This is a genomic window from Achromobacter sp. RTa, from assembly GCF_000757485.1.
In the GTDB taxonomy this organism is placed as follows: Bacteria; Pseudomonadota; Gammaproteobacteria; order Burkholderiales; family Burkholderiaceae_B; genus Achromobacter.
The window spans coordinates 582,429-601,537 of record NZ_JPYO01000045.1; the positions used below are offsets into that span (position 1 = coordinate 582,429).

Sequence of the window (19,109 nt, forward strand, 5' to 3'; positions counted from 1 at the left end):
GGAAAGCACGGCATTCAGCCGTTTGCCAATTTGCTTGCGCTATCATCCGGGTAAACCCTGGCGCCGCTTCGGCCAGGCATCTTTTCCGTCCCCTCATGTCCCCCATACCGCACACCGCGCCCGACGGCGCGCAGATCGGCGCGTTTGCGCTGACGTTCCGCATCGTTTCGATCGCCTTCTTCACGTTCATCTGCTATCTGGCCATCGGCCTGCCGCTGGCGGTGCTGCCGGGCTATGTCCACGGCCAGCTCGGCTACGGCTCGGTGCTGGCGGGCCTGGCGATCAGCGTGCAGTACGCCGCCACCTTGCTCAGCCGCTCCCATGCCGGCCGCATGGCGGACACGGTGGGCCCGAAGCAGACGGTGGTGATCGGCATGGCCGCCTGCGCGGCCAGCGGGGTGTTCCTGTTGCTGGCCTATGCCTTCGAGCGCAGCGCCTGGCTAAGCCTGGCGACGATCATCGCCAGCCGGCTGGCGCTGGGCTTCGGCGAAAGCTGGGTGGGCACGGGCTCGGCCACCTGGGCCATCGCCCGAGTGGGCCCGCTGCACACCGCGCGCGTCATTTCCTGGAACGGGATCTGCACCTACGGCGGCCTGGCGCTGGGCGCGCCGCTGGGCGTGTACCTGGAAAAGGAATGGAGCATGGGCGCGCTGGGCGGCGCGGTGCTGCTGCTGGGGCTGGCCGGCCTGGGGATGGCGGTGTCGCGCGCGGCGGTCGCCATCGTGGGCGGCCACCGGATGGCGTTCAAGAGCGTGGTGTTGCGCGTGTTCCCGCATGGCATGGCGCTGGGCCTGGGCTCCGTGGGCTTCGGCACGCTGGCCGCGTTCGTGGCCCTGTACTACGCCAGTGCGTCGTGGAACGGGGCGGCGCATGCGCTGAGCGCCTTCGGCTGCGCGTTCATAGGCGTGCGGCTGCTGTTCGCCGGGACCATCACGCGCTTCGGCGGCTTCCGCGTGGCGCAGGTTTCCTTTCTGGTCGAGTCCACCGGCCTGCTGCTGTTGTGGCTGGCGCCCAATCCGGGCGCGGCCCTGCTGGGCGCTGCGTTGACTGGCTGCGGCTTCGCCCTGGTGTTTCCCGCCATCGGCGTGGAAGCGGTGGCGCGCGTGCCCGCCGGCAGCCGCGGCGCGGCGCTGGGCGCGTATTCCGCCTTCCTGGACCTGGCGCTGGGCATCACCGGCCCCATCGCCGGCTACATATCCAGCGGCTTCGGCTATCCGGCCATCTTCCTGGCGGCCGCGATGTCGGTGCTGATCGGCTTTCTGATCGCCTTCGGCCTGCAGCGCCATGCCGTCCGCGAGGCCGCCAAGCCTTCTGTGGCGTGACGCTTATTACCAAAAGCACTTAAGACATGCGATATTGATTGTTTGGATTCATATAACGAATTGTTAGATTTGAGGCTCGTTTCCACGCGCGCCACGATTCGTTCCATGAACCTTACCTTCGACCACGTCCACAAGCACTTCGGCGAACTGCCCGTGGTGGACGGCTTTGCCAGCGAAATCAAGACCGGTGAACTGGTCGCCCTGGTCGGCCCGTCGGGCTGCGGCAAGTCCACCTTGCTGCATCTGGCCGCCGGCCTGGAAAAGCCCACGCAGGGCAGCGTGCTGGCCGACGGCAAGGCCGTGTCCGGCCCGCATCCCAGCCGCACCCTGGTGTTCCAGGAACATGCGCTGTATCCCTGGCTAACCCTGCTGGACAACGTGGCGCTGGCGCTGGAATTCCAGAAAACGCCCAAGAGCCGCGCCCGGGAGGCCGCCCGCCAATGGCTGGCGCGCGTCAGCCTGGCGGGTTTCGAGCACTACTACCCCCACCAGGTTTCCGGCGGCATGCGCCAACGCGCCGCGCTGGCCCGCGCCTTCATCGCGCAGCCGCAGACGCTGCTCATGGACGAGCCCTTCGGCGCGCTGGACGCGCTGACCCGGCTGAGCCTGCAGGATGTGCTGCGCCAGTTGATCGCCCAGGAAAAGCCCACCGTGCTGCTCGTGACGCACGACGTGGACGAGGCCCTGTTCCTGGCCGACCGCATCATCGTCTTCAGCCCGCGCCCCGCGCGCGTGCTGCGCGAGTTCAACCTGGCGCACCACGAAAAGACCCACGATCTGTCCGGCCTGGCCGACGAGAAGCGCGAGATCCTGCGCCTGCTCGGCATTGCGGTGGACGGGGCGGGCGCCCACGCCGATCTGGCGCTGGCCGCCTGACGACCCCGACCTGATTCTTCCAGGCGGCGCTGTCGCGCCGCCGATTCCTGATTCCCCTGGAGCTCCTCTCATGAAATTGAAGCAATGGCTGTCCCTGCCGCTGGCTGCGGCGCTGCTGGCAGCGGCCCCCGCGATGGCCGCCGAGAAATTCCGCGTGGGCTACCTGCGCGTGATGGACGATGCGCAGGCCATCGTCGCCCAGGAAGGCGGCTATTACAAAAAAGCCGGGCTGGATTCCGAGCTGATTGAGTTCAAGTCGGGCACCGACCTGATCAAGGCCATCGTCGGCGGGCAGCTGGACATCGGCGTGCTGGGCTTCACCAATGCCGTGGCCTGGGCTTCCAAGGGCGCCGACCTGAAGGTGGTGGGCGGCGCGCAGCAGGGCTACCATTCGCTGATCGTGCGCGACGACTCCGGCATCAAGGACATCGCCGGCCTGAAGGGCAAGACCCTGGCCTCGCAGGCGGAGGGCAGCACGGCCGACGTGGTGCTCAAGGGCGTGGTGCTCAAGCAGGGCGACCTGGGCGCCGACGATGTCAACATCATGGGCGTCAGCCCGGCCGTGGCGGTGCAGTCGCTGGTGGGCAAGCGCGTGGACGCGGCCTTCCTGTTCGAACCCTACGACCGCATCGCGCAACTGGTCGCCCCGGTCAAGCAGATCTACGAAGTGGGCCAGGCCTGGCCGTTCCCCTGCATGGTCGTGATCACCTCGGGCGAGACGCTGGCCAAGCGCAAGGACGACGTCTGGAAGGCGCTGGATGCGCAGAACCAGGCCATCGGGCTGCTGCAGAAGGAACCCGCGCAGGCTTCCAAGCTGATCGCTTCCTACTTCATCGCCGAGCCCACGCTCAAGACGCTGACCCGCGGCGAGCTTCCGCGTGAAACGGTCATTGCCGAAGCAATCGGCACGCAGGTCTTCACGCCCAAGCTCACCGACAAGGACACGCGCCGCATGCAGGAGATCGCTGACATCCTGCAGGCCCAGGGTTCGCTGAAGACGCGCGACGGCAAGCCGTACGACGTGTCCAGCATCGTCGACCTGTCCTGGCAAGAGGCTCGCAAGCTTTGAGCGCATCCACTCGAGTCACCGGCGCCCGCAAGCACCTCGCGGGCGTCCTGGGCGTATTGTTCATCCTGGCGTTGTGGCAGATGGCGTCGCTCGCGCTGCCGGATTTCCTCATGCCGAGCGTGCCGACCGTGATCGAGCGCCTCTTCGAGGACCTCGGCAAGCAATCCTTCCACCAGAGCCTGCTGGGCACCTTGGGCAGGCTGGGCGCGGGCTATGGCCTGGCGCTGGCCGCGGGCATCGGCTTCGGGCTGGTGGCGGCGGTGCTGTTTTTCTTCCGCGAAGTGCTGCGCAGCGCCATCGTCATCCTGCAATCGATTCCGTCGATCGCCTGGGTGCCGCTGTTCCTGATCGTGATGGGCTTCGGCAATACGCCCATCATCGTGGTGGTGGCGCTGTCCGCCTTCTTCCCGGCTGCACTCAGCGTGATGAACGCCACCGAATCCGTGCAGCGCGTGCACGTTTCGGCGGCGCGCGTCATGGGCGCCACGCCCTGGGGCCTGGTCAAGCGCGTCTACCTGCCGGCGGTCATGCCGGAACTCATCACGGGCGCCCAGCTCGCGTTCGGCAACGCCTGGCGCGCGCTGATCTCGGCCGAGATGCTGATCGGCTTCGGCAAGGGGCTGGGGCGCTCGCTGGCCTATTCGGGCGAGATCGCCGACATGACCGGCGTCATGACCAACATCCTCGTCATCGCGGTGCTGGCGGCCCTGATCGACCAGTTCGTGCTCGAGAATCTCAAGCACCGCCTGCTTCGCTACCAGTACGTCTGAGCGCGACGGAGGCCCGCATGATCCGCCATCTATGCTGCTTCGCCCTCGGCGCCTGCCTGGCGGCCGGCGCCGCGCAGGCCGAGCCGTTCGCGGCGGCGCGCGCGCGGGGCGAACTGGTGGTGGGCGTGCCTTATCTGGCGCCGCCGCCCGTGGCGGGCGCCAAGATACGCACGCCTGATGGCCTGGATGCCGGCATGGCCGACAGGCTGGGGCAGAGCCTGGGCCTGCCGGTCCGCCTTGCGCGGGTGCCGCCGGAGCAGGCCGCGGCCGCGCTGGCGGCGGGCGAGGTGGACCTGGCGTTGGCGGATGGCGCAGCGGGCCAGCCGGCATCGGTGGCGGTCCAGCCCACCGGTTATGCCTCCCGGCCCAAGGCCGTGATCCGCAGCGATACGCGGCTGCGCAATCCGGCAGACGCGCGCGGCCGCAGCGTCTGCATGGCCGAGGCTGCAACCGCGTCCAAGGCCCTGGCCGAGAGCTGGGGCGCCGTCGTGCGCACCTACCGCGTGCCGTCCGACGCGCTGGTCGCGGTGCGCGAAGGCAGCTGCGATATCGGGCTGGTCGACGATGCGGTCTGGGATCCGTTGATGCGCTTTCCAGAGTGGAAGAAATTCTCGTCCACGCTGGCGGCCGACGGCGCCAGGCAGGAGCGCGTATGGCTGCTGCCGGCTGGCGACCCCGATAGCCGCGGCTGGCTGGGCCAGGAAATGCGCGCCTGGGAGCGCGCCAGTGCCTGGAAGGCCATGGCGGCCAAGTGGGCGCGCGACGTGGCCTTCGACGTCTACCTGGACCAGGAAGTCCCCGACTGCCACGGTTAGCGGGCCGCCGCCCGCGCCCGCCACTTACAATGCCGGGCATGACGCACACGTTGACCGCTCCCTGTTCCTACCAGGAAGACATCAAGAAAAGCCGCTTTGCCGCGTATGCGACGCCGGTGTCCTCTGTGGACGAGGCCATGCGCTTTTTCGCCGAGCGCGGCGATCCCGAGGCGACCCACAACTGCTGGGCCTATCGCATCGGGCAGGAATACCGTTTCAACGACGATGGCGAGCCCGGCGGCACGGCCGGCCGCCCCATCCTGCAAGCCATCGAAGGGCAGGACATGGACCGGGTGGCCGTGCTCGTGGTGCGCTGGTTCGGAGGGGTGAAGCTCGGGGCGGGGGGATTGGTGCGCGCCTACGGCGGCTGCGCGGCGAATTGCCTGCGCCTGGGAGAGCGGACCGAGATCGTGGATCTGGCGACCGTCTCGTGCACTTGCGGCTTCGCGGAGTTGCCGCTGCTCAAGTCGCGCCTGGCGCAGGCGGGAGCCGCTATCCTGCAGGAAGATTTCAATGCGGAAGGCGCGGCGCTGCGTTTCACGGTGCCGCGCGCGGCGGTCGCCGAGTTGGCCGTCACCGTCGCCAACATCACGCGCGGCCGCGCCGCCTGGGACCCGACGTAGGATGGGGGGAGCGCGAGAGTTCTTAACGAAGAACTCAAGTATCCAGCGCGCGAAACCCATGCGGCCGTGGGCAGACTGTTTTTCGGCCTACACAGGGGCACTGTCCGCCCACGGCCGCATGGGTTTCGCGCGTTGAGCACCTGGGCTCTTGCCTAGGAACTGCCGCGCTCCACCCATCCTACGCGTCCTGGCCGTTCTGGGCGGCGGCGATTTCCTTGTGGACCTGTTCCATGTCCACTTCCTTGATCTTGGTGAGCAGTTCGCTCAGCTGGCCGGCCGACAGGGCGCCGGGCTGGGAGAACAGCAGGACCTTCTCGCGGAAGACCATCAGCGTCGGGATCGAGCGGATGCCCAGCGCGCCGGCCAGTTCCTGTTCGACGTCGGTATTCACCTTGGCGAACGTGACGTCGGGGTGCTCGGCGGCTGCCTGCTCGAAGACCGGGGCGAAGCCGCGGCACGGGCCGCACCAGGGCGCCCAGAAATCGACGATCAGGGTGCCGTCCGGGGTGATTGCGTCTTGGAAGCTGTCTTTGGTGAGTTCAACGGTACTCATTTTGAATCCTTGCCGCGCAAGCGGCGAAATAGCGGTGTCTGATCGGCGACGCTACGGCGTTCTGTGCTCTTTCGGCCATAGTAGAGCGGGGGGCCGTTGCGCCGCAATGGTTGGCGCCGGGACGGGCGCGGTCGGCGGCCCTCAGGCCGCGGCGGGTGCCGGCGTGCCGGTCTTCAACGATGCGACGATCTCGAAGGAACGCAGGCGGTCGGCGATGTTGTAGAAATCCGAGACGATCATGACTTCGTCGGCCTCCGTTTCGGCAACCAGGGCTTCGAGCTCGCGGCGGACGGTCTCCGGACCGCCCACGATCGCTGCTCCCAGTCTTTGGTTGACCGCCTCGCGCTCCCATTCGTTCCACAGCCCGTCCATGCTGTCCACGGGCGGCTGCAACTGCAGGCGGTTGCCCCGCACCAGCGACAGGAATTTCAGTTGCTGCGTGGTGGCCTGGCGGCGAGCTTCTTCGTCGGATTCGGCCGCCACGACGGGCACGCCGATCATGGCGTAGGGGCGCGACAGTGTCGCCGACGGCTTGAACAGATGGCGGTACAGGCGCATCGCCGCCATGCCTTCGGGCGAGAAATGGCCGGCGAACGAGAACGGCAGGCCCAGTTCGGCCGCCAGGCGGGCGCTGAAATCGCTGGATCCGAGCAACCAGATCGGAATGTCGAGGCCTTCGCCGGGGATGGCCCGCACGGGCTGCCCGGGGCGGGAGGGCGCCAGGAAGCCGCGCAATTCCTCGACCAGGGCCGGGAATTCCAGCCCGCTGCGCGGCCCGCGGCGCAAGGCGTGCTGCGTGGCGCCGTCGCTGCCGGGCGCGCGCCCCAGGCCCAGGTCGATGCGGCCGGGGTACAGGGTTTCGAGCGTGCCGAACTGCTCCGCGATGATGAGCGGGGCATGGTTGGGCAGCATGACGCCGCCTGACCCTACCCGCAGGGTGCTGGTGTGGGCGGCGACGTGCCCGATCAGCACGGCGGTGGCGCTGCTGGCCACGCCGTTGATATTGTGGTGCTCGGCCAGCCAGAAACGCTTGTACCCAAGGCGTTCGACGTGCTGCGCCACCGCGACCGTGTTGCGGAATGCGTCGGCCGCGTCGCGGCCCTGCACGATCGGGGCCAGGTCCAGGACGGAAAAGGGGATGCGGGCCAGGACGCTCATGCGGAAACCTCCGTGCGCGCGGCGGCGGGACAGGACGGGGCGGGGAAAGGGCGGGTAAGGGGCAAGGCGGACTCCATATACCGTGATACTTGGGGAGTGTATCGGCGAAATCAACCGGAGCGGCCAGCAACCTTATGTTTCGGCGGGTTGATTGAATCTGCCTATGCCCGCGATAGCGGGCCGGCGCGAGTCCGGGAACCTCCGGCGCAAGGCCGGAAATCCCCGGTGCGCAGGGCCCTAACCGGGAAAGAAGGCGTAGCGGATCACGAACAGCGCGGCGACCAGCCAGGTGGCGGGATGCACGTCCCGGGCCTTGCCGGTGGCCGTCTTCAGCACGACATAGCTGATGAAGCCGAAGGCAATGCCGTTGGCGATGGAATACGTGAAAGGCATGACGAGCGCGGTGAGCGCGGCCGGCGTGGCTTCGCACACGTCGTTCCAGTCGATGTCGATCAGTTCGCGCATCATCAGGCCGGCCACGTAGAGCAGGGCGGGCGCGGTGGCGTAGGCGGGCACGGCGCCGGCCAGCGGCGAAATGAACAGCGCGGCCAGGAACAGCAGCGCCACGATCAGCGCCGTCAAGCCGGTGCGGCCGCCGGCCTGCACGCCGGAGGCGCTTTCGACGTAGGCGGTGGTGCTGCTGGTGCCCAGCATCGAGCCGGCCACGATGGCGGTGCTGTCGGCGAACAGGGCGCGGCCCAGGCGGTTGGGGCGGTTCTCGGGCATCAGCCCGGCGCGCCGGGCCACGCCCACCAGGGTGCCGGTGGCGTCGAACACTTCGACCAGCACGAACACCAGGATCACGTGCACGAAACCGCTGTGCAGGGCGCCCAGGATATCCAGCTTGAACAGCGTGGGCGACAGGCTCGGCGGGGCGGCGAAAATGCCCTTGAATTCGTTGTAGCCCAGCGCCATGGATAGCAGGGTGACGGCGACGATGCCGATCAGGATCGCGCCGCGCACGCGCAAGGCGTCCAGCGCCGCGATAATGAAAAAGCCCAGGATGGCGAACAGCGGGCCGGGCTTGGTCAGGTCGCCCAGCGTGACCTTGGTGGCCGGATGCGCCACCACGATGTCCGCGTTGGATAGCGCGATAATGGCAAGGAACAGCCCGATGCCCGCCGCGATCGCGCTGCGCAGGGAGTGCGGGATGCCCTTGACCAGCCACACCCGGATGCCGGAGATCGTCAGGAACAGGAAGATCACGCCCGAGATGAACACGGCCCCCAGCGCCTGTTCCCAGGTGTAGCCCATGGTCTTGACCACGGTGAATGCAAAGAAGGCGTTCAGCCCCATGCCGGGCGCCATGCCGATCGGCCAGTTGGCGATCAACGCCATCACCAGCGAACCCAGCGCGGCGGCCAGGCAGGTGGCGACGAACACGGCGTTGCGGTCCATGCCCGTGGACGACAGGATGTCCGGATTGACGAAAATAATGTACGACATCGTCAGGAATGTCGTCAGGCCGGCCACGAGCTCAGTACGCGCGGTCGTGCCGTGTTCACGCAGCTTGAATAGCTTCTCCAGCATTCGGGTCCCCAGTATGTTTGCAGGCTTTGCAGGTTGTTATTTTCGCATCAGTTGTAAACTCTGCCGCCATGATTATTCTCGGCTTTGAAAGCTCCTGCGACGAAACCGGTGTCGCAGCCGTCTGTACGGAACGGGGACTGCTCGCGCACGCGCTGCACACCCAGATCGCCATGCACCAGGAGTACGGGGGCGTGGTGCCGGAACTCGCCTCGCGCGACCACATCCGCCGCGTCGTGCCGCTCACCCGCCAGGTCCTGGACGAAGCGGGCTTGCAGATGTCCGATATCGGCGCGGTTGCCTACACCGCCGGCCCCGGCCTGGCCGGCGCCTTGCTGGTCGGCGCCAGCGTCGCGCAGTCCTTCGCCTGGGCGCGCCATCTGCCGGCCATCGGCATCCATCATCTGGAAGGGCACCTGCTGTCGCCCATGCTGGCGGACCCGCGGCCGGACTTCCCCTTCGTGGCGCTGCTGGTGTCCGGCGGCCATACTCAGCTGATGCGGGTGGACGGCGTTGGGAAATACGAACTGCTGGGCGAAACGCTGGACGACGCGGCGGGCGAGGCCTTCGACAAGTCCGCCAAGCTGATGGGCCTGGGCTACCCTGGCGGCCCGGCCCTGGCCAGGCTGGCGGGCAGCGGGGACGCATCGCGCTTCGAACTGCCTCGCCCCATGCTGCATAGCGGCGACCTGGATTTCAGCTTTAGCGGTCTGAAAACGGCCGTCCTGACCCGGGTCAAGGCGGCCGAGGCGGCCGGCGGCCTGGACGAACAGACCCGCGCCGACCTGGCTGCGGCCACCCAGGCGGCGATTGTCGAGGTGCTGGCGGCCAAGTCGATCCGCGCGCTGAAACAGACCGGCCTGAAGCGGTTGGTGGTGGCTGGGGGCGTGGGCGCCAATCAACTGCTGCGAGCCAAGCTGGACACGGCGCTCAAGCCGCTGAAGGCGCGCGCCTATTTCCCGCCGCTGGCGTTGTGCACGGACAACGGCGCCATGATCGCCTTCGCGGCGGCCGAGCGCGTGAAGGCGGGGCTGGCGACGCTGGACGCCGATGCGCACGGCTTCACGGTAAAGCCGCGCTGGGACCTGGCGGAGATCGCCTGATCCCGCACAGGAGGCCGCGCGCGCCGGGCAGGGAAAAGGGCGGCCGAGGCCGCCCTTCAAGTCTGCGGAGCCGCGCGGCCCGGTTTATTTCTTCTTGCCGCCGCCGATCCGGCTTTCCGTGCCCTGGACCAGGCGCGCGATGTTGGCGCGATGGCGGTAGAACAGCAGGATCCCGATGATGGCCAGCGCCACGCCCAGCGCGGGCTGGGCATGCCAGGCCAGGCCGGAGCCGAACACGTAGTACACCGGCGCGAAAAAGGCGGCCACGAGCGAGGCCAGCGACGAATAGCGGAAAAAGATGGCGATAATCAGCCATGTGGCCGCCGTGGCCACGGCCAGCCAGGGCTGGATCGCCACCAGCACGCCCAGCGCGGTGGCCACGCCCTTGCCGCCCTTGAATCCCAGGAAAACGGGGTACAGATGGCCCAGGAAGGCGGCCAGGGCCACCGCCGCCAGCGCCCCGACGGGGATGCCCGGCGCGATCTTTTCCGCCAGCCAGACCGCGAACCATCCCTTGGCCGCGTCTCCCAGCAGGGTCAGCGCGGCGGCGGTCTTGTTGCCGGTGCGCAGCACATTGGTGGCGCCCGGGTTCTTGGAGCCGTAGCTGCGGGGGTCCTGCAGGCCCATGAGCTTGCTGACCACCACGGCGAAGGGCACGGAGCCGATCAGGTAGGCCAGCAGGATGAGCGCAACGTTGAACGCCAGGGAGGGTGCGGTTATCGCCATGGAAAGGGAGTCCGTTATTGTCGTAATGGCTGCGGATTCTACCGCGCTCCGCGCCGGGGCCGGCTACGGGTTATCGAGCGGGGAGCCGGGACCGGGCCGGCACGCCGTCATCCGGACGGCGGCCGCGGACGGTACAATCCGACACGTCCAATGGTGTCTTATTTTCTTTCGGATGCACAATGCGAATTCTGGTTTCGAACGATGATGGTTATTCCGCCCCTGGGCTCGAAGCGCTGGTCGAGGCGCTGCAAGGGCTGGGCGATCTCACCGTCGTCGCGCCCGAGACCAACCACAGCGGCGCGTCCAACTCGCTGACGTTGAACCGCCCCTTGTCGGTGCGCACCGCCTCCAACGGCTTCATCGCCGTTAACGGCACGCCCTCCGACTGCGTCCACGTGGCCCTTACCGGGCTCATGGACACGCGCCCGGACCTGGTCGTGTCCGGCATCAACAACGGCGCCAACATGGGAGACGACACGCTGTATTCGGGCACGGTGGCCGCGGCCAGCGAAGGCTATCTGTTCGGCATCCCGGCCATCGCGTTCTCGCTGGCGGAAAAGGGTTGGGCGCACATCGACTCCGCTGCGCGCGCGGCGCGCCAGGTCGTGGAGCGCCATCTGGCCCAGCCGCTTGCCGCCCCGGTGCTGCTGAACGTCAATATTCCCAGCCGCCGCTTCGAAGACATGCATGGCTTCGCGGTCACCAGGCTGGGCAAGCGCCATCCGTCGCAGCCGGTGGTGCGCACCACCACCCCGTATGGCGACACGGTGTACTGGATCGGCCCCGTGGGCATGGCGGCAGACGCCGCCCCGGGCACGGATTTCCACGCAGTCGAACAAGGCACGGTGTCCGTCACGCCGCTGCGGCTGGACCTCACCCAGCACAGCCAGCTCGACGAGATCCGTACCTGGGCGGAGCCGCTATGCGTAGACGCATAAGTCAACCGGACGTGTCGCAGCCGGCGCCGGCGCGCAGCGGGCAGGCACGCTACGAGGCGGGCCGGCTCAGCCCCGGGGTCACGCCGGCCAACAGCAACACCCGGATCTCCGCCGCCACGCTGCAGCGCCAGACCCAGGCGCCCACGCCCGCGTCCGGCGGCAATCTGGGCCTGAATTCCGACCGCCTGCGCCAGGCGATGGTGGAACGGCTGCGCGCCCAGGGCATCAGCGACGAGCGCGTGCTCGGCGCCATGGGCGCGGTGCCCCGGCATCTGTTCGTGGACGAGGCGCTGGCCAGCCGCGCCTACGAAGACGCGGCGCTGCCCATCGGGCATTCGCAAACCATCTCGCAGCCCTGGGTGGTGGCGCGCATGATCGCCGCCGTGTGCGAGGACCGCGCGCCCACCCGGGTGCTGGAAGTCGGCGCCGGCTGCGGCTATCAGGCCGCCGTGCTGGCGCAGTTCGTGCGCGAGGTCCACACCATCGAGCGCATCCGCGGGCTGTACGAGCTGGCGCGCGAGCACCTGCGCGCCTTGAAGCTCACCACGAGGATCCGACTCATCTATGGCGACGGCATGCTGGGCCTGCCCGGCGTGGCGCCGTTCGATGCTATCGTTGTGGCTGCCGCTGGCCTCGCCATCCCGCAGGCTCTGCTCTCGCAGCTTGCGCCGGGTGGCCGCCTAATCGCTCCGGAAGGGGGCGCCAACCAGCGCCTGGTTCTGATAGAACGCACAGGCGCGGCCAGCTGGAAACGCAATGAATTAGAGGCCGTGCGCTTTGTGCCGCTACGGGCCGGAATACAATCTTGAGCAAACAGGAGAAACGTATGCTCAACGGGCAGTTGCAACTGACCGATATCACTATGGGCGCGTCGTCGACGCGCCTGCGCCGCCCGCTCTTCATCGCGGGGGCTCTCAGCCTGGCCATCCTGGCCGGCTGCGCATCCAAAGGTACTCGCGCCCCGGTGGTCGACATGACCGGCGGGCAGCCCGCGTCGCCGGTGGCTCCCGGCGGCACCTATGTGGTCAAGCCGGGAGACACCCTCTACAAGATCGCTCGCGCCAACAACGTGGACATCGAAAACGTCAAGCGCTGGAACAACCTCAGCGATCCCAACCAGATCTCCGTCGGGCAGGTGCTGAAGATGTCCGGCAGCGCGGGCGGGGCGCAGACCGCGCCGGTCGGCGGAGCCAAGCCTCAGCCGCGTCCGCTGGAGCAGCCCGAAACTACCACGCCGCCGCCTGAAACCACGGCGACCCCGGCGCCCGCTCCGGTCGAGACCAAGCCTGCCACGCGAGCCGCCGACGCCGGCGTCATCAACTGGGCATGGCCGGCGAATGGCCAGATCGTGCAGGGCTTCAACTCCAGCAGCAAGGGCATCGACATCTCCGGCGCGCTGGGCGATCCGATCACCGCCGCGGCGGACGGGCTCGTCAAGTACAGCGGCAATGGCGTGCGCGGCCTGGGCAACCTGATCATCGTCGAACACCAGAACGGTTTCATCACCGCCTACGCGCACAACCGCGCGCTGCTGGTGAAGACGGGCCAGACCGTCAAGCGCGGCGCCAAGATCGCCGAACTCGGCCAGAGCGATACCACCTCGCCGCGCCTGCACTTCGAAATCCGCCGCCAAGGCACGCCGGTGGACCCGATGCAATACCTGCCCGCCAAATGACGCCGACCCTGGTATTCGACCTGGAAACCATCCCCGACGCCGATGGGCTGCGCAAGCTCAACGGCTGGGGCGCCGATGTTGCCGACCAGGAAGTGGTCGAGCGCGCGCTGACGGCGCGCCGCGAGGCCGTGGGCCATGATTTCCTGCCGCTGCACCTGCACAAGGTGGCGGTGGTTGGCTGCGTGTTCCGCGACGACCAGGGTTTTCGCGTCAAGACGCTGGGCCAGCCCGACGATCCCGAGGCCGCCTTGCTGGCGGGCTTCTTCAAGACGATCGAGCGCTACACGCCCAAGCTCGTGAGCTGGAACGGCTCCGGATTCGACCTGCCGGTGCTGCATTACCGCAGCCTGATCCAGGGCGTGCCCGCGCCGCGCTACTGGGACATGGGCGAGGAAGACCGCGATTTCAAGTTCAACAACTATATTTCGCGCTATCACTCCCGCCACCTGGACCTGATGGACCTGCTGGCCAAGTACAACGGCCGCGCCAATGCGCCTCTGGACGAACTGGCCAAGCTTTGCGGTTTTCCCGGCAAGCTGGGCATGGACGGCAGCAAAGTATGGGAAGCCTGGAGCCAGGGACGCGCCGACGAGGTGCGGGCTTATTGCGAAACCGACGTGGTCAACACCTGGCTGGTGTATTGCCGCTTCCGTTTCCTGCGCGGCGAACTCGACCGCACTGCCTACGAGGCGGAGATCGCGCTGGTGCGCGATACCCTGACCGCCAGCGATGCGCCGCACTGGAAGGAATACATGGCGGCCTGGGACGCCGAGTGAAGCCCGGCCATTCCTTGCGCGCGAGGATGCAATAAGGACGGGGCCCGCGCGGCCCCGTCTTCGCGTTCCAGCCTCAAGCAATCGACTGAAACATGGCTTGCGCGGACGAAACCCGGATGAAACCAGGCCGATCGCACAATGGTCTCGCTTTCTTCACTTACAGGAGACCTTCATGTCCCGATTCGCTATCCGCTCCAACTTGGCCGCTCTTGCTTTTGTCGCCGCGACGGGCGGCCTGGTGGCCGGCACCGTTATGGCTGCTCCTACCCCGGCCGACGGCGGTCCCACCGCCATGCACGAACGCCACCATCACGGCGGCTTCCACAAAGGCATGCGCGACGGTCTGTTCATCCCGGGCCTGGGCCCCGTGTCCAAGGCGCAGGTCGCCGAACTGAAGCTGGACGACAAGCAGCAAGCCCTGTTCAAGACCGCGCAGGACGGCCAGCGCAGCCTGCATGAAGCCATGCGCGCTTCCGGCGGCAAGCGCCACGATTTGCTCAAGACGCAGCTGGACAGCGGCAAGCTGGACCCGCGCGCGCTGATCGAGCAGTCCGAGAAATCCCGCGACGCCTTCGGCACGCAGGCCAAGCAGGTGCGCGACCAATGGCTGGCGGTCTGGGACAGCCTGAACGACACCCAGCGCGGCCAGGTGACCAAGATGCTCAAGGACCGGGAAGCCAAGAAGCAGGAACGCATGGCCAAAATGGAAGCGCGCCATGGCAAGGGCAGGGGCCCGGCCAATGCCGCGCCGCCCGCCGCGCCCGCGGCCAACTAAGCGCCGCCACCCCATGGCCGGCCGCAAGGCCGGCCATTCCCTCCAAGACCCCGGACACGCCGCGAGCGTGCCGGGGTCTTGCGCATGGCGCGGCCGCTACCGTGCTCCAGCATGGAGCGGGCTCCCCGTTTTGACGCGCGGGCTCGCGGTGGCGGCAGCCAGCCGCACAGTCGTGGTGCGGCGCGCGCCTCGTTGCGCCCTTTTGCGACCGTCCCGAGGCTGGCACGGACATTGCTTGATGGATGGAAACCGGTAGCGAAAGCCGCAAGACCGGTTCGACGGATGAGCCCCGCGCCGTCCGCCTCCCGTTAAATCCGATCAGGACTTCGCACCATGAAGAAGACGCTGCCCGCCTTGCCCTTTGTGCTTGCCGCTTGTTTCGCCGCGTCGGCCCAGGCCGAACCCACCGACCTGGGGGGCGGTTTCTCGCTCAGCGGCAACGCCACCATCGCCAGCGACTATCGCTTCCGCGGCTATTCGCAGACCGACTTCCGGCCGGCCGCGCAGCTGGGCTTCGATCTGACCCACAGCTCCGGCTTCTATCTGGGCAACTGGAACTCCAATGTTTCCAGCTTCGTGTTCACCGACGGCAACCTGGAAATGGATTTCTACGGCGGCTGGAAGGGCGAGGTCGGTGGCGGATTCTCGCTGGACGCGGGCGTGTTGCATTACTACTACCCCGGTTCGAGTTCTCCGAAGGGCGGCAACTACAACAACACCGACCTCTACCTGGGCGCGACCTACGGCAACTACAGCCTCAAGTATTCCTACACGCCCAGCGATTTTTTCAGCACGCCCGACAGCAAGGGCACCTGGTACCTGGACGGCACGGCGAACTTCGACCTGGGCGACGGCTGGGGGCTGGTCGGCCACCTGGGCTACCAGAAACTGAAGAACCAGAACGATATGGACGGGGACGCCATCGGCCATTACGTCGACTACAAGGTCGGCGTGACCAAGGACCTCAAGGGCTGGGTTCTCGGCCTGGCGGCCGTGGGGGCCACCAAGGACAATTGGCTGCCCACGAAATACGGCCATCCGTCAGGCCGCCTGGGCGCGGTCTTTTCCGTGTCGCGCTCCTTCTGATCCGCGGCGCAAGGCGCGGGCGGGGACGGATTCCCGGGCGCCGCCCGCCCAAAGCCATTTCCGGGATCGGCCGCAGTCCTTTTACAATAGCGGGTTGCGTGTAATTCTGGACTGCGTGAGATGTCTGACGTTTTGAGTATCGAATCCCTGGACCTGGAAGCCAGGGGTATCGCCCGCCGCGACGGGAAAGTCGTATTCGTGGAAGGCGCCTTGCCGGGCGAGCGGGTCTCGACCGTCACCGTGCGCCGCAAGCCTTCGTACGAGATCGCGCGCGTGGAGGAAGTGCTGCGGCCTTCTTCGCAGCGCGTTGCGCCGCGCTGCCCGCATTTCGGCGTCTGCGGCGGCTGTGCCATGCAGCACCTGGAACCCAGCACGCAGGTAGCCATCAAGCAGCGTTCGCTGGAAGACACCTTCTGGCATGTGGGCAAGCTGCGTCCCGGGCGCATCCTGGCGCCCTTGCAGGGCCCGACGTGGGGCTACCGCTACCGCGCGCGGCTCTCCGTGCGTGTCGTGCCGAAGAAGGGCGGGGTGCTGGTCGGCTTCCACGAACGCAAAAGCAGCTACGTGGCCGACATGCGCGAATGCCACGTCCTGCCGCGCCATGTCAGCGACCTGCTGCTGCCGTTGCGCGCAATGATCGCTTCCATGTCGGCGCCGGACCGCATGCCCCAGATCGAAGTATCCCTGGGCGAGGGCGTGACCGCGCTGGTCCTGCGCCACCTGCTGCCGCTGACCGACGGCGACATCGCCATCCTGCGCGCCTTCGCCGCGAAGCACAACGTGCAATGGTGGCTGCAGGCCAAGGGGCCGGATACGGTGCATCCGCTCGAACGCGAGCACGACGACACGCTGGCCTACACCATGCCGGAATTCGGCCTGCGCATGCCGTACCGCCCCACGGACTTCACCCAGGTCAATCACGCCATCAACCGCGCGATGGTGTCGCGCGCGCTGAAGCTGCTGGAAGTGCAGCCGACCGACCGTGTGGCCGATCTGTTCTGCGGGCTGGGCAACTTTACGCTGCCGCTGGCCACGCAGGCCAGGGAAGCCGTAGGCGTGGAAGGCAGCAAGGCGCTGACCGACCGTGCGCACGACGCGGCCTCGCGCCATGGCCTGGGCGGCAGCACCAGCTTCGCCACCCTGAACCTGTTCGAGGTCGACGTGGACTGGCTGCGCGGGCTGGGCTATTTCGACCGCATGCTGATCGACCCGCCGCGCGAGGGCGCGCAAGCGGTTTCGCAGGCCCTGTCGCAGCTGGAGCCGCAAGAGCGTCCGCGTCGCATTGTCTACGTGTCCTGTAATCCGGCCACGCTGGCGCGCGATGCCGCCATCCTGGTGCATGAAGGCGGCTACGTGCTCAAGAGCGCGGGCGTCATCAATATGTTCCCGCATACGGGCCACGTGGAATCCATCGCGGTGTTCGAGTCGCTGGACGCCGCGGGCGTCCATGCCGTGAAGGAGCGCGCGCGCGAACGCGCCGCAAAGGCCGCCGCCGACGCCGCGGCCGCGGAAGCCGCCAAGTTGGTCGCCGCCGCTGAGGCAGAGGCCGCGATTGCGGCCGGCGCGCCGGTCCAGGGTTGATAGGCGGGGCCTGGGCGCTGCGTCAGTGCGAGCGTTCCAGGCCTTCCAGGATGGGGCAGTCCGGCCTGTCGTCGCCGTGGCAGTTGCGCGCAAGATGCTTGAGCGTGGCTGCCATGTCGCACAGCGCCTCGGCCTTGCGCTCTAGTTCCCTCACGTGTTCCAGCGCGATGCGCTTGACGTCGGCGCTGGCGCGGCTGCGGTCGTTCCAGAGCGCCAGCAGTTCGTTCATCTGTTCCACCGAGAAGCCCAGGTCCCGCGCCCGCCGCACGAAGCGCAGCGTGTGCAGGTCGTGGTCGCTATACACCCGGTAGCCCGAATCCGTGCGCACGGCCGGTCCGATAAGGCCAATGCTTTCGTAGTAGCGGATCATCTTGGCCGAAATGCCCGAGCTTTTTGCTGCCTCGCCGATATTCATGGCTGACCTCCTGTCATTGGCTTCATTCTACGCTTGACCTTGACATAATTGGAAGGTTTAAGCTGTGTCCACGGTGGATGAAAACCGTGTCCGCCACCCCCTAATTCTTCTGGAGATAGACATGAGCATCGAGTTCCAAGTGCCTGACATGACCTGCGGCCATTGCGTCAAGACGATTACCGGCGCGGTGAACCAGGCGGCGCCGGGCGCGGCCGTGACCGTGGATCTGCCGTCGCATCGCGTGACCGTGACGGGGGCGGACCAGGCGGACAAGATCGAAGCCGCCATCCGGGACGCAGGCTACGAGCCGACGCGCGTGTAATCCTCTGGCATCAGGCGCGTTATGATAGTTCGCGCCTGATGTTTTGATTTTTTTGATTGGTTAAAACTATCAATCAATTTAGATTATTAAATTTGATTAATTGATAGTCAGGATTTATCATTCTTTCCATGGTGGTTGAACAAGACCCCGCAACCCAAGGAGAGATTGAATGCTGCAAAACCGCGAAGGCCAACGTGTTCCGAACGTAACGTTCCCGGTCCGCCAGGACAACACCTGGAAAAAGGTCACCTCGGACGACCTGTTCAAGAACAAGACCGTCGTGGTCTTTTCGCTTCCCGGCGCCTTCACGCCGACCTGCTCGTCCACCCATCTGCCGCGCTACAACGAACTGGCTCCCGCTTTCTTCGCCGCCGGCGTGGACAGCATAGTGTGCGTGTCCGTGAACGACACCTTCGTCATGAACGAATGGGCCAAGGACCAGGAATCGGCCAATATCACGCTGCTGCCGGACGGCAACGGCGAGTTCACCGAAGGCATGGGCATGCTGGTCGACAAGAGCGACCTGGGCTTCGGCAAACGCAGCTGGCGCTATTCGATGCTGGTCAAGGACGGCGTGGTCCAGAAGATGTTCATCGAGCCGGAAAAGGAAGGCGATCCGTTCGAAGTGTCGGACGCCGACACCATGCTGGCCTACTTCGCTCCGTCGGCGAAGAAGCCTGACCAGGTGGTCGTGTTCTCCAAGCCGGGCTGCCCGTTCTGCGTCGAAGCCAAGGCATTGCTGGACGCCAAGGGCTACTCGCCGATCGAGATCCCGCTGGAAAACAAGGTCCGCGGCCGAGTGATCGGCGCCGTGTCCGGCAAGGGCACCGCTCCGCAGGTGTTCATCAACGGCTCGCTGATCGGCGGCCTGGAAGACCTGAAGGCGCACTTCGCCTAAGCGCCTGGCGGGGCCGGGGGCGCCGCCCCTGTCCGCCGGCCGGGCCGCACTGCGGCCCGGCTCCGGCACCCCGCGAATTTCCCTTGTTGCGCATCTTCGCG

Annotated in this window: 21 protein-coding genes; 16 read left to right on the top strand and 5 right to left on the bottom strand. The window is 67.0% G+C overall.

Going from position 1 to position 19,109, the window contains the following annotated elements:
• Positions 1-95 precede the first annotated feature (95 nt).
• From JL37_RS27010 to JL37_RS27035, 6 genes are all read left to right on the top strand, one after another.
• Positions 96-1,322: an MFS transporter gene (locus tag JL37_RS27010; RefSeq protein WP_052097618.1), complete on the top strand. Its 1,227-nt coding sequence runs from the start codon at positions 96-98 to the stop codon at positions 1,320-1,322.
• Positions 1,323-1,427: 105 nt separating this feature from the next.
• The gene (locus JL37_RS27015) at positions 1,428-2,198 is read left to right on the top strand and encodes an ABC transporter ATP-binding protein (protein WP_043548101.1); all 771 of its coding nucleotides are present in this window, start codon (positions 1,428-1,430) and stop codon (positions 2,196-2,198) included.
• A gap of 70 nt (positions 2,199-2,268) precedes the next feature.
• Positions 2,269-3,267 carry an ABC transporter substrate-binding protein gene (locus JL37_RS27020; protein WP_043548102.1) on the top strand — a complete coding sequence of 333 codons (999 nt, stop codon included), beginning with the start codon at positions 2,269-2,271 and terminating at the stop codon, positions 3,265-3,267.
• On the top strand, positions 3,264-4,037 hold the full coding sequence (locus JL37_RS27025) for an ABC transporter permease (RefSeq protein ID WP_043548104.1): 774 nt from the start codon (positions 3,264-3,266) through the stop codon (positions 4,035-4,037). The genes JL37_RS27020 and JL37_RS27025 overlap by 4 nt, the downstream gene beginning before the upstream one ends.
• Positions 4,038-4,054: 17 nt before the next feature.
• A complete protein-coding gene (locus JL37_RS27030) occupies positions 4,055-4,852 on the top strand; it encodes a transporter substrate-binding domain-containing protein (protein ID WP_052097619.1) in 798 nt (265 codons plus the stop codon).
• A 38-nt stretch (positions 4,853-4,890) separates the two neighbouring features.
• Positions 4,891-5,475 (top strand): YigZ family protein, encoded by a 585-nt coding sequence (locus tag JL37_RS27035; RefSeq protein WP_043548281.1) that lies wholly within the window; start codon positions 4,891-4,893, stop codon positions 5,473-5,475.
• Between the two features lie 178 nt (positions 5,476-5,653).
• Here the strand turns inward: JL37_RS27035 and JL37_RS27040 are convergent, their stop codons facing one another.
• The 3 genes from JL37_RS27040 to JL37_RS27050 form a co-directional block, all read right to left on the bottom strand.
• Complete coding sequence (locus JL37_RS27040) at positions 5,654-6,028, bottom strand: co-chaperone YbbN (protein ID WP_043548106.1); 375 nt, start codon at positions 6,026-6,028, stop codon at positions 5,654-5,656.
• A 141-nt stretch (positions 6,029-6,169) separates the two neighbouring features.
• On the bottom strand, positions 6,170-7,186 hold the full coding sequence (locus JL37_RS27045) for an LLM class flavin-dependent oxidoreductase (RefSeq protein WP_043548107.1): 1,017 nt from the start codon (positions 7,184-7,186) through the stop codon (positions 6,170-6,172).
• Between the two features lie 237 nt (positions 7,187-7,423).
• Positions 7,424-8,716 (bottom strand): NCS2 family permease, encoded by a 1,293-nt coding sequence (locus JL37_RS27050; protein ID WP_043548109.1) that lies wholly within the window; start codon positions 8,714-8,716, stop codon positions 7,424-7,426.
• Positions 8,717-8,784: 68 nt separating this feature from the next.
• On the opposite strand from JL37_RS27050, the gene tsaD reads away from it, so the two are divergent.
• Entirely contained in the window at positions 8,785-9,816 is a 1,032-nt protein-coding gene (tsaD, locus tag JL37_RS27055; RefSeq protein ID WP_043548110.1) for a tRNA (adenosine(37)-N6)-threonylcarbamoyltransferase complex transferase subunit TsaD, read from the top strand.
• Between the two features lie 84 nt (positions 9,817-9,900).
• Here tsaD and plsY read toward each other — a convergent pair whose 3' ends face one another.
• Positions 9,901-10,542 (bottom strand): glycerol-3-phosphate 1-O-acyltransferase PlsY, encoded by a 642-nt coding sequence (gene plsY / locus JL37_RS27060; RefSeq protein WP_043548113.1) that lies wholly within the window; start codon positions 10,540-10,542, stop codon positions 9,901-9,903.
• 179 nt (positions 10,543-10,721) lie between these two features.
• Here plsY and surE point away from each other — a divergent pair, with 179 nt between their 5' ends.
• The 7 genes from surE (at position 10,722) to rlmD (ending at position 17,373) form a co-directional block, all read left to right on the top strand.
• Entirely contained in the window at positions 10,722-11,480 is a 759-nt protein-coding gene (gene surE, locus JL37_RS27065) for a 5'/3'-nucleotidase SurE (protein WP_043548117.1), read from the top strand.
• Complete coding sequence (locus JL37_RS27070; RefSeq protein ID WP_043548282.1) at positions 11,465-12,289, top strand: protein-L-isoaspartate(D-aspartate) O-methyltransferase; 825 nt, start codon at positions 11,465-11,467, stop codon at positions 12,287-12,289. Before surE ends, JL37_RS27070 begins: the two co-directional genes overlap by 16 nt.
• Positions 12,290-12,306: 17 nt before the next feature.
• Positions 12,307-13,155: a peptidoglycan DD-metalloendopeptidase family protein gene (locus JL37_RS27075; protein WP_043548119.1), complete on the top strand. Its 849-nt coding sequence runs from the start codon at positions 12,307-12,309 to the stop codon at positions 13,153-13,155.
• Positions 13,152-13,931, top strand: a complete 780-nt coding sequence (locus JL37_RS27080; protein ID WP_043548121.1) for a 3'-5' exonuclease — start codon at positions 13,152-13,154, stop codon at positions 13,929-13,931. The genes JL37_RS27075 and JL37_RS27080 overlap by 4 nt, the downstream gene beginning before the upstream one ends.
• Before the next feature lie 172 nt (positions 13,932-14,103).
• The gene (locus JL37_RS27085) at positions 14,104-14,706 is read left to right on the top strand and encodes a hypothetical protein (protein WP_043548124.1); all 603 of its coding nucleotides are present in this window, start codon (positions 14,104-14,106) and stop codon (positions 14,704-14,706) included.
• Between the two features lie 333 nt (positions 14,707-15,039).
• Positions 15,040-15,792, top strand: coding sequence for a TorF family putative porin (locus JL37_RS27090; RefSeq protein ID WP_043548126.1), 753 nt, complete (start codon positions 15,040-15,042; stop codon positions 15,790-15,792).
• A 120-nt stretch (positions 15,793-15,912) separates the two neighbouring features.
• Complete coding sequence (rlmD, locus tag JL37_RS27095) at positions 15,913-17,373, top strand: 23S rRNA (uracil(1939)-C(5))-methyltransferase RlmD (protein WP_043548129.1); 1,461 nt, start codon at positions 15,913-15,915, stop codon at positions 17,371-17,373.
• Between the two features lie 22 nt (positions 17,374-17,395).
• Here the strand turns inward: rlmD and cueR are convergent, their stop codons facing one another.
• A complete protein-coding gene (gene cueR, locus JL37_RS27100; protein WP_043548130.1) occupies positions 17,396-17,788 on the bottom strand; it encodes a Cu(I)-responsive transcriptional regulator in 393 nt (130 codons plus the stop codon).
• A 121-nt stretch (positions 17,789-17,909) separates the two neighbouring features.
• Between cueR and JL37_RS27105 the strand changes: the two genes are divergently transcribed.
• Both JL37_RS27105 and JL37_RS27110 read left to right on the top strand, forming a co-directional pair.
• A complete protein-coding gene (locus JL37_RS27105; protein ID WP_043548132.1) occupies positions 17,910-18,110 on the top strand; it encodes a heavy-metal-associated domain-containing protein in 201 nt (66 codons plus the stop codon).
• A gap of 169 nt (positions 18,111-18,279) precedes the next feature.
• Complete coding sequence (locus JL37_RS27110; RefSeq protein ID WP_043548134.1) at positions 18,280-19,008, top strand: glutathione peroxidase; 729 nt, start codon at positions 18,280-18,282, stop codon at positions 19,006-19,008.
• The last annotated feature ends 101 nt before the right edge of the window (positions 19,009-19,109 follow it).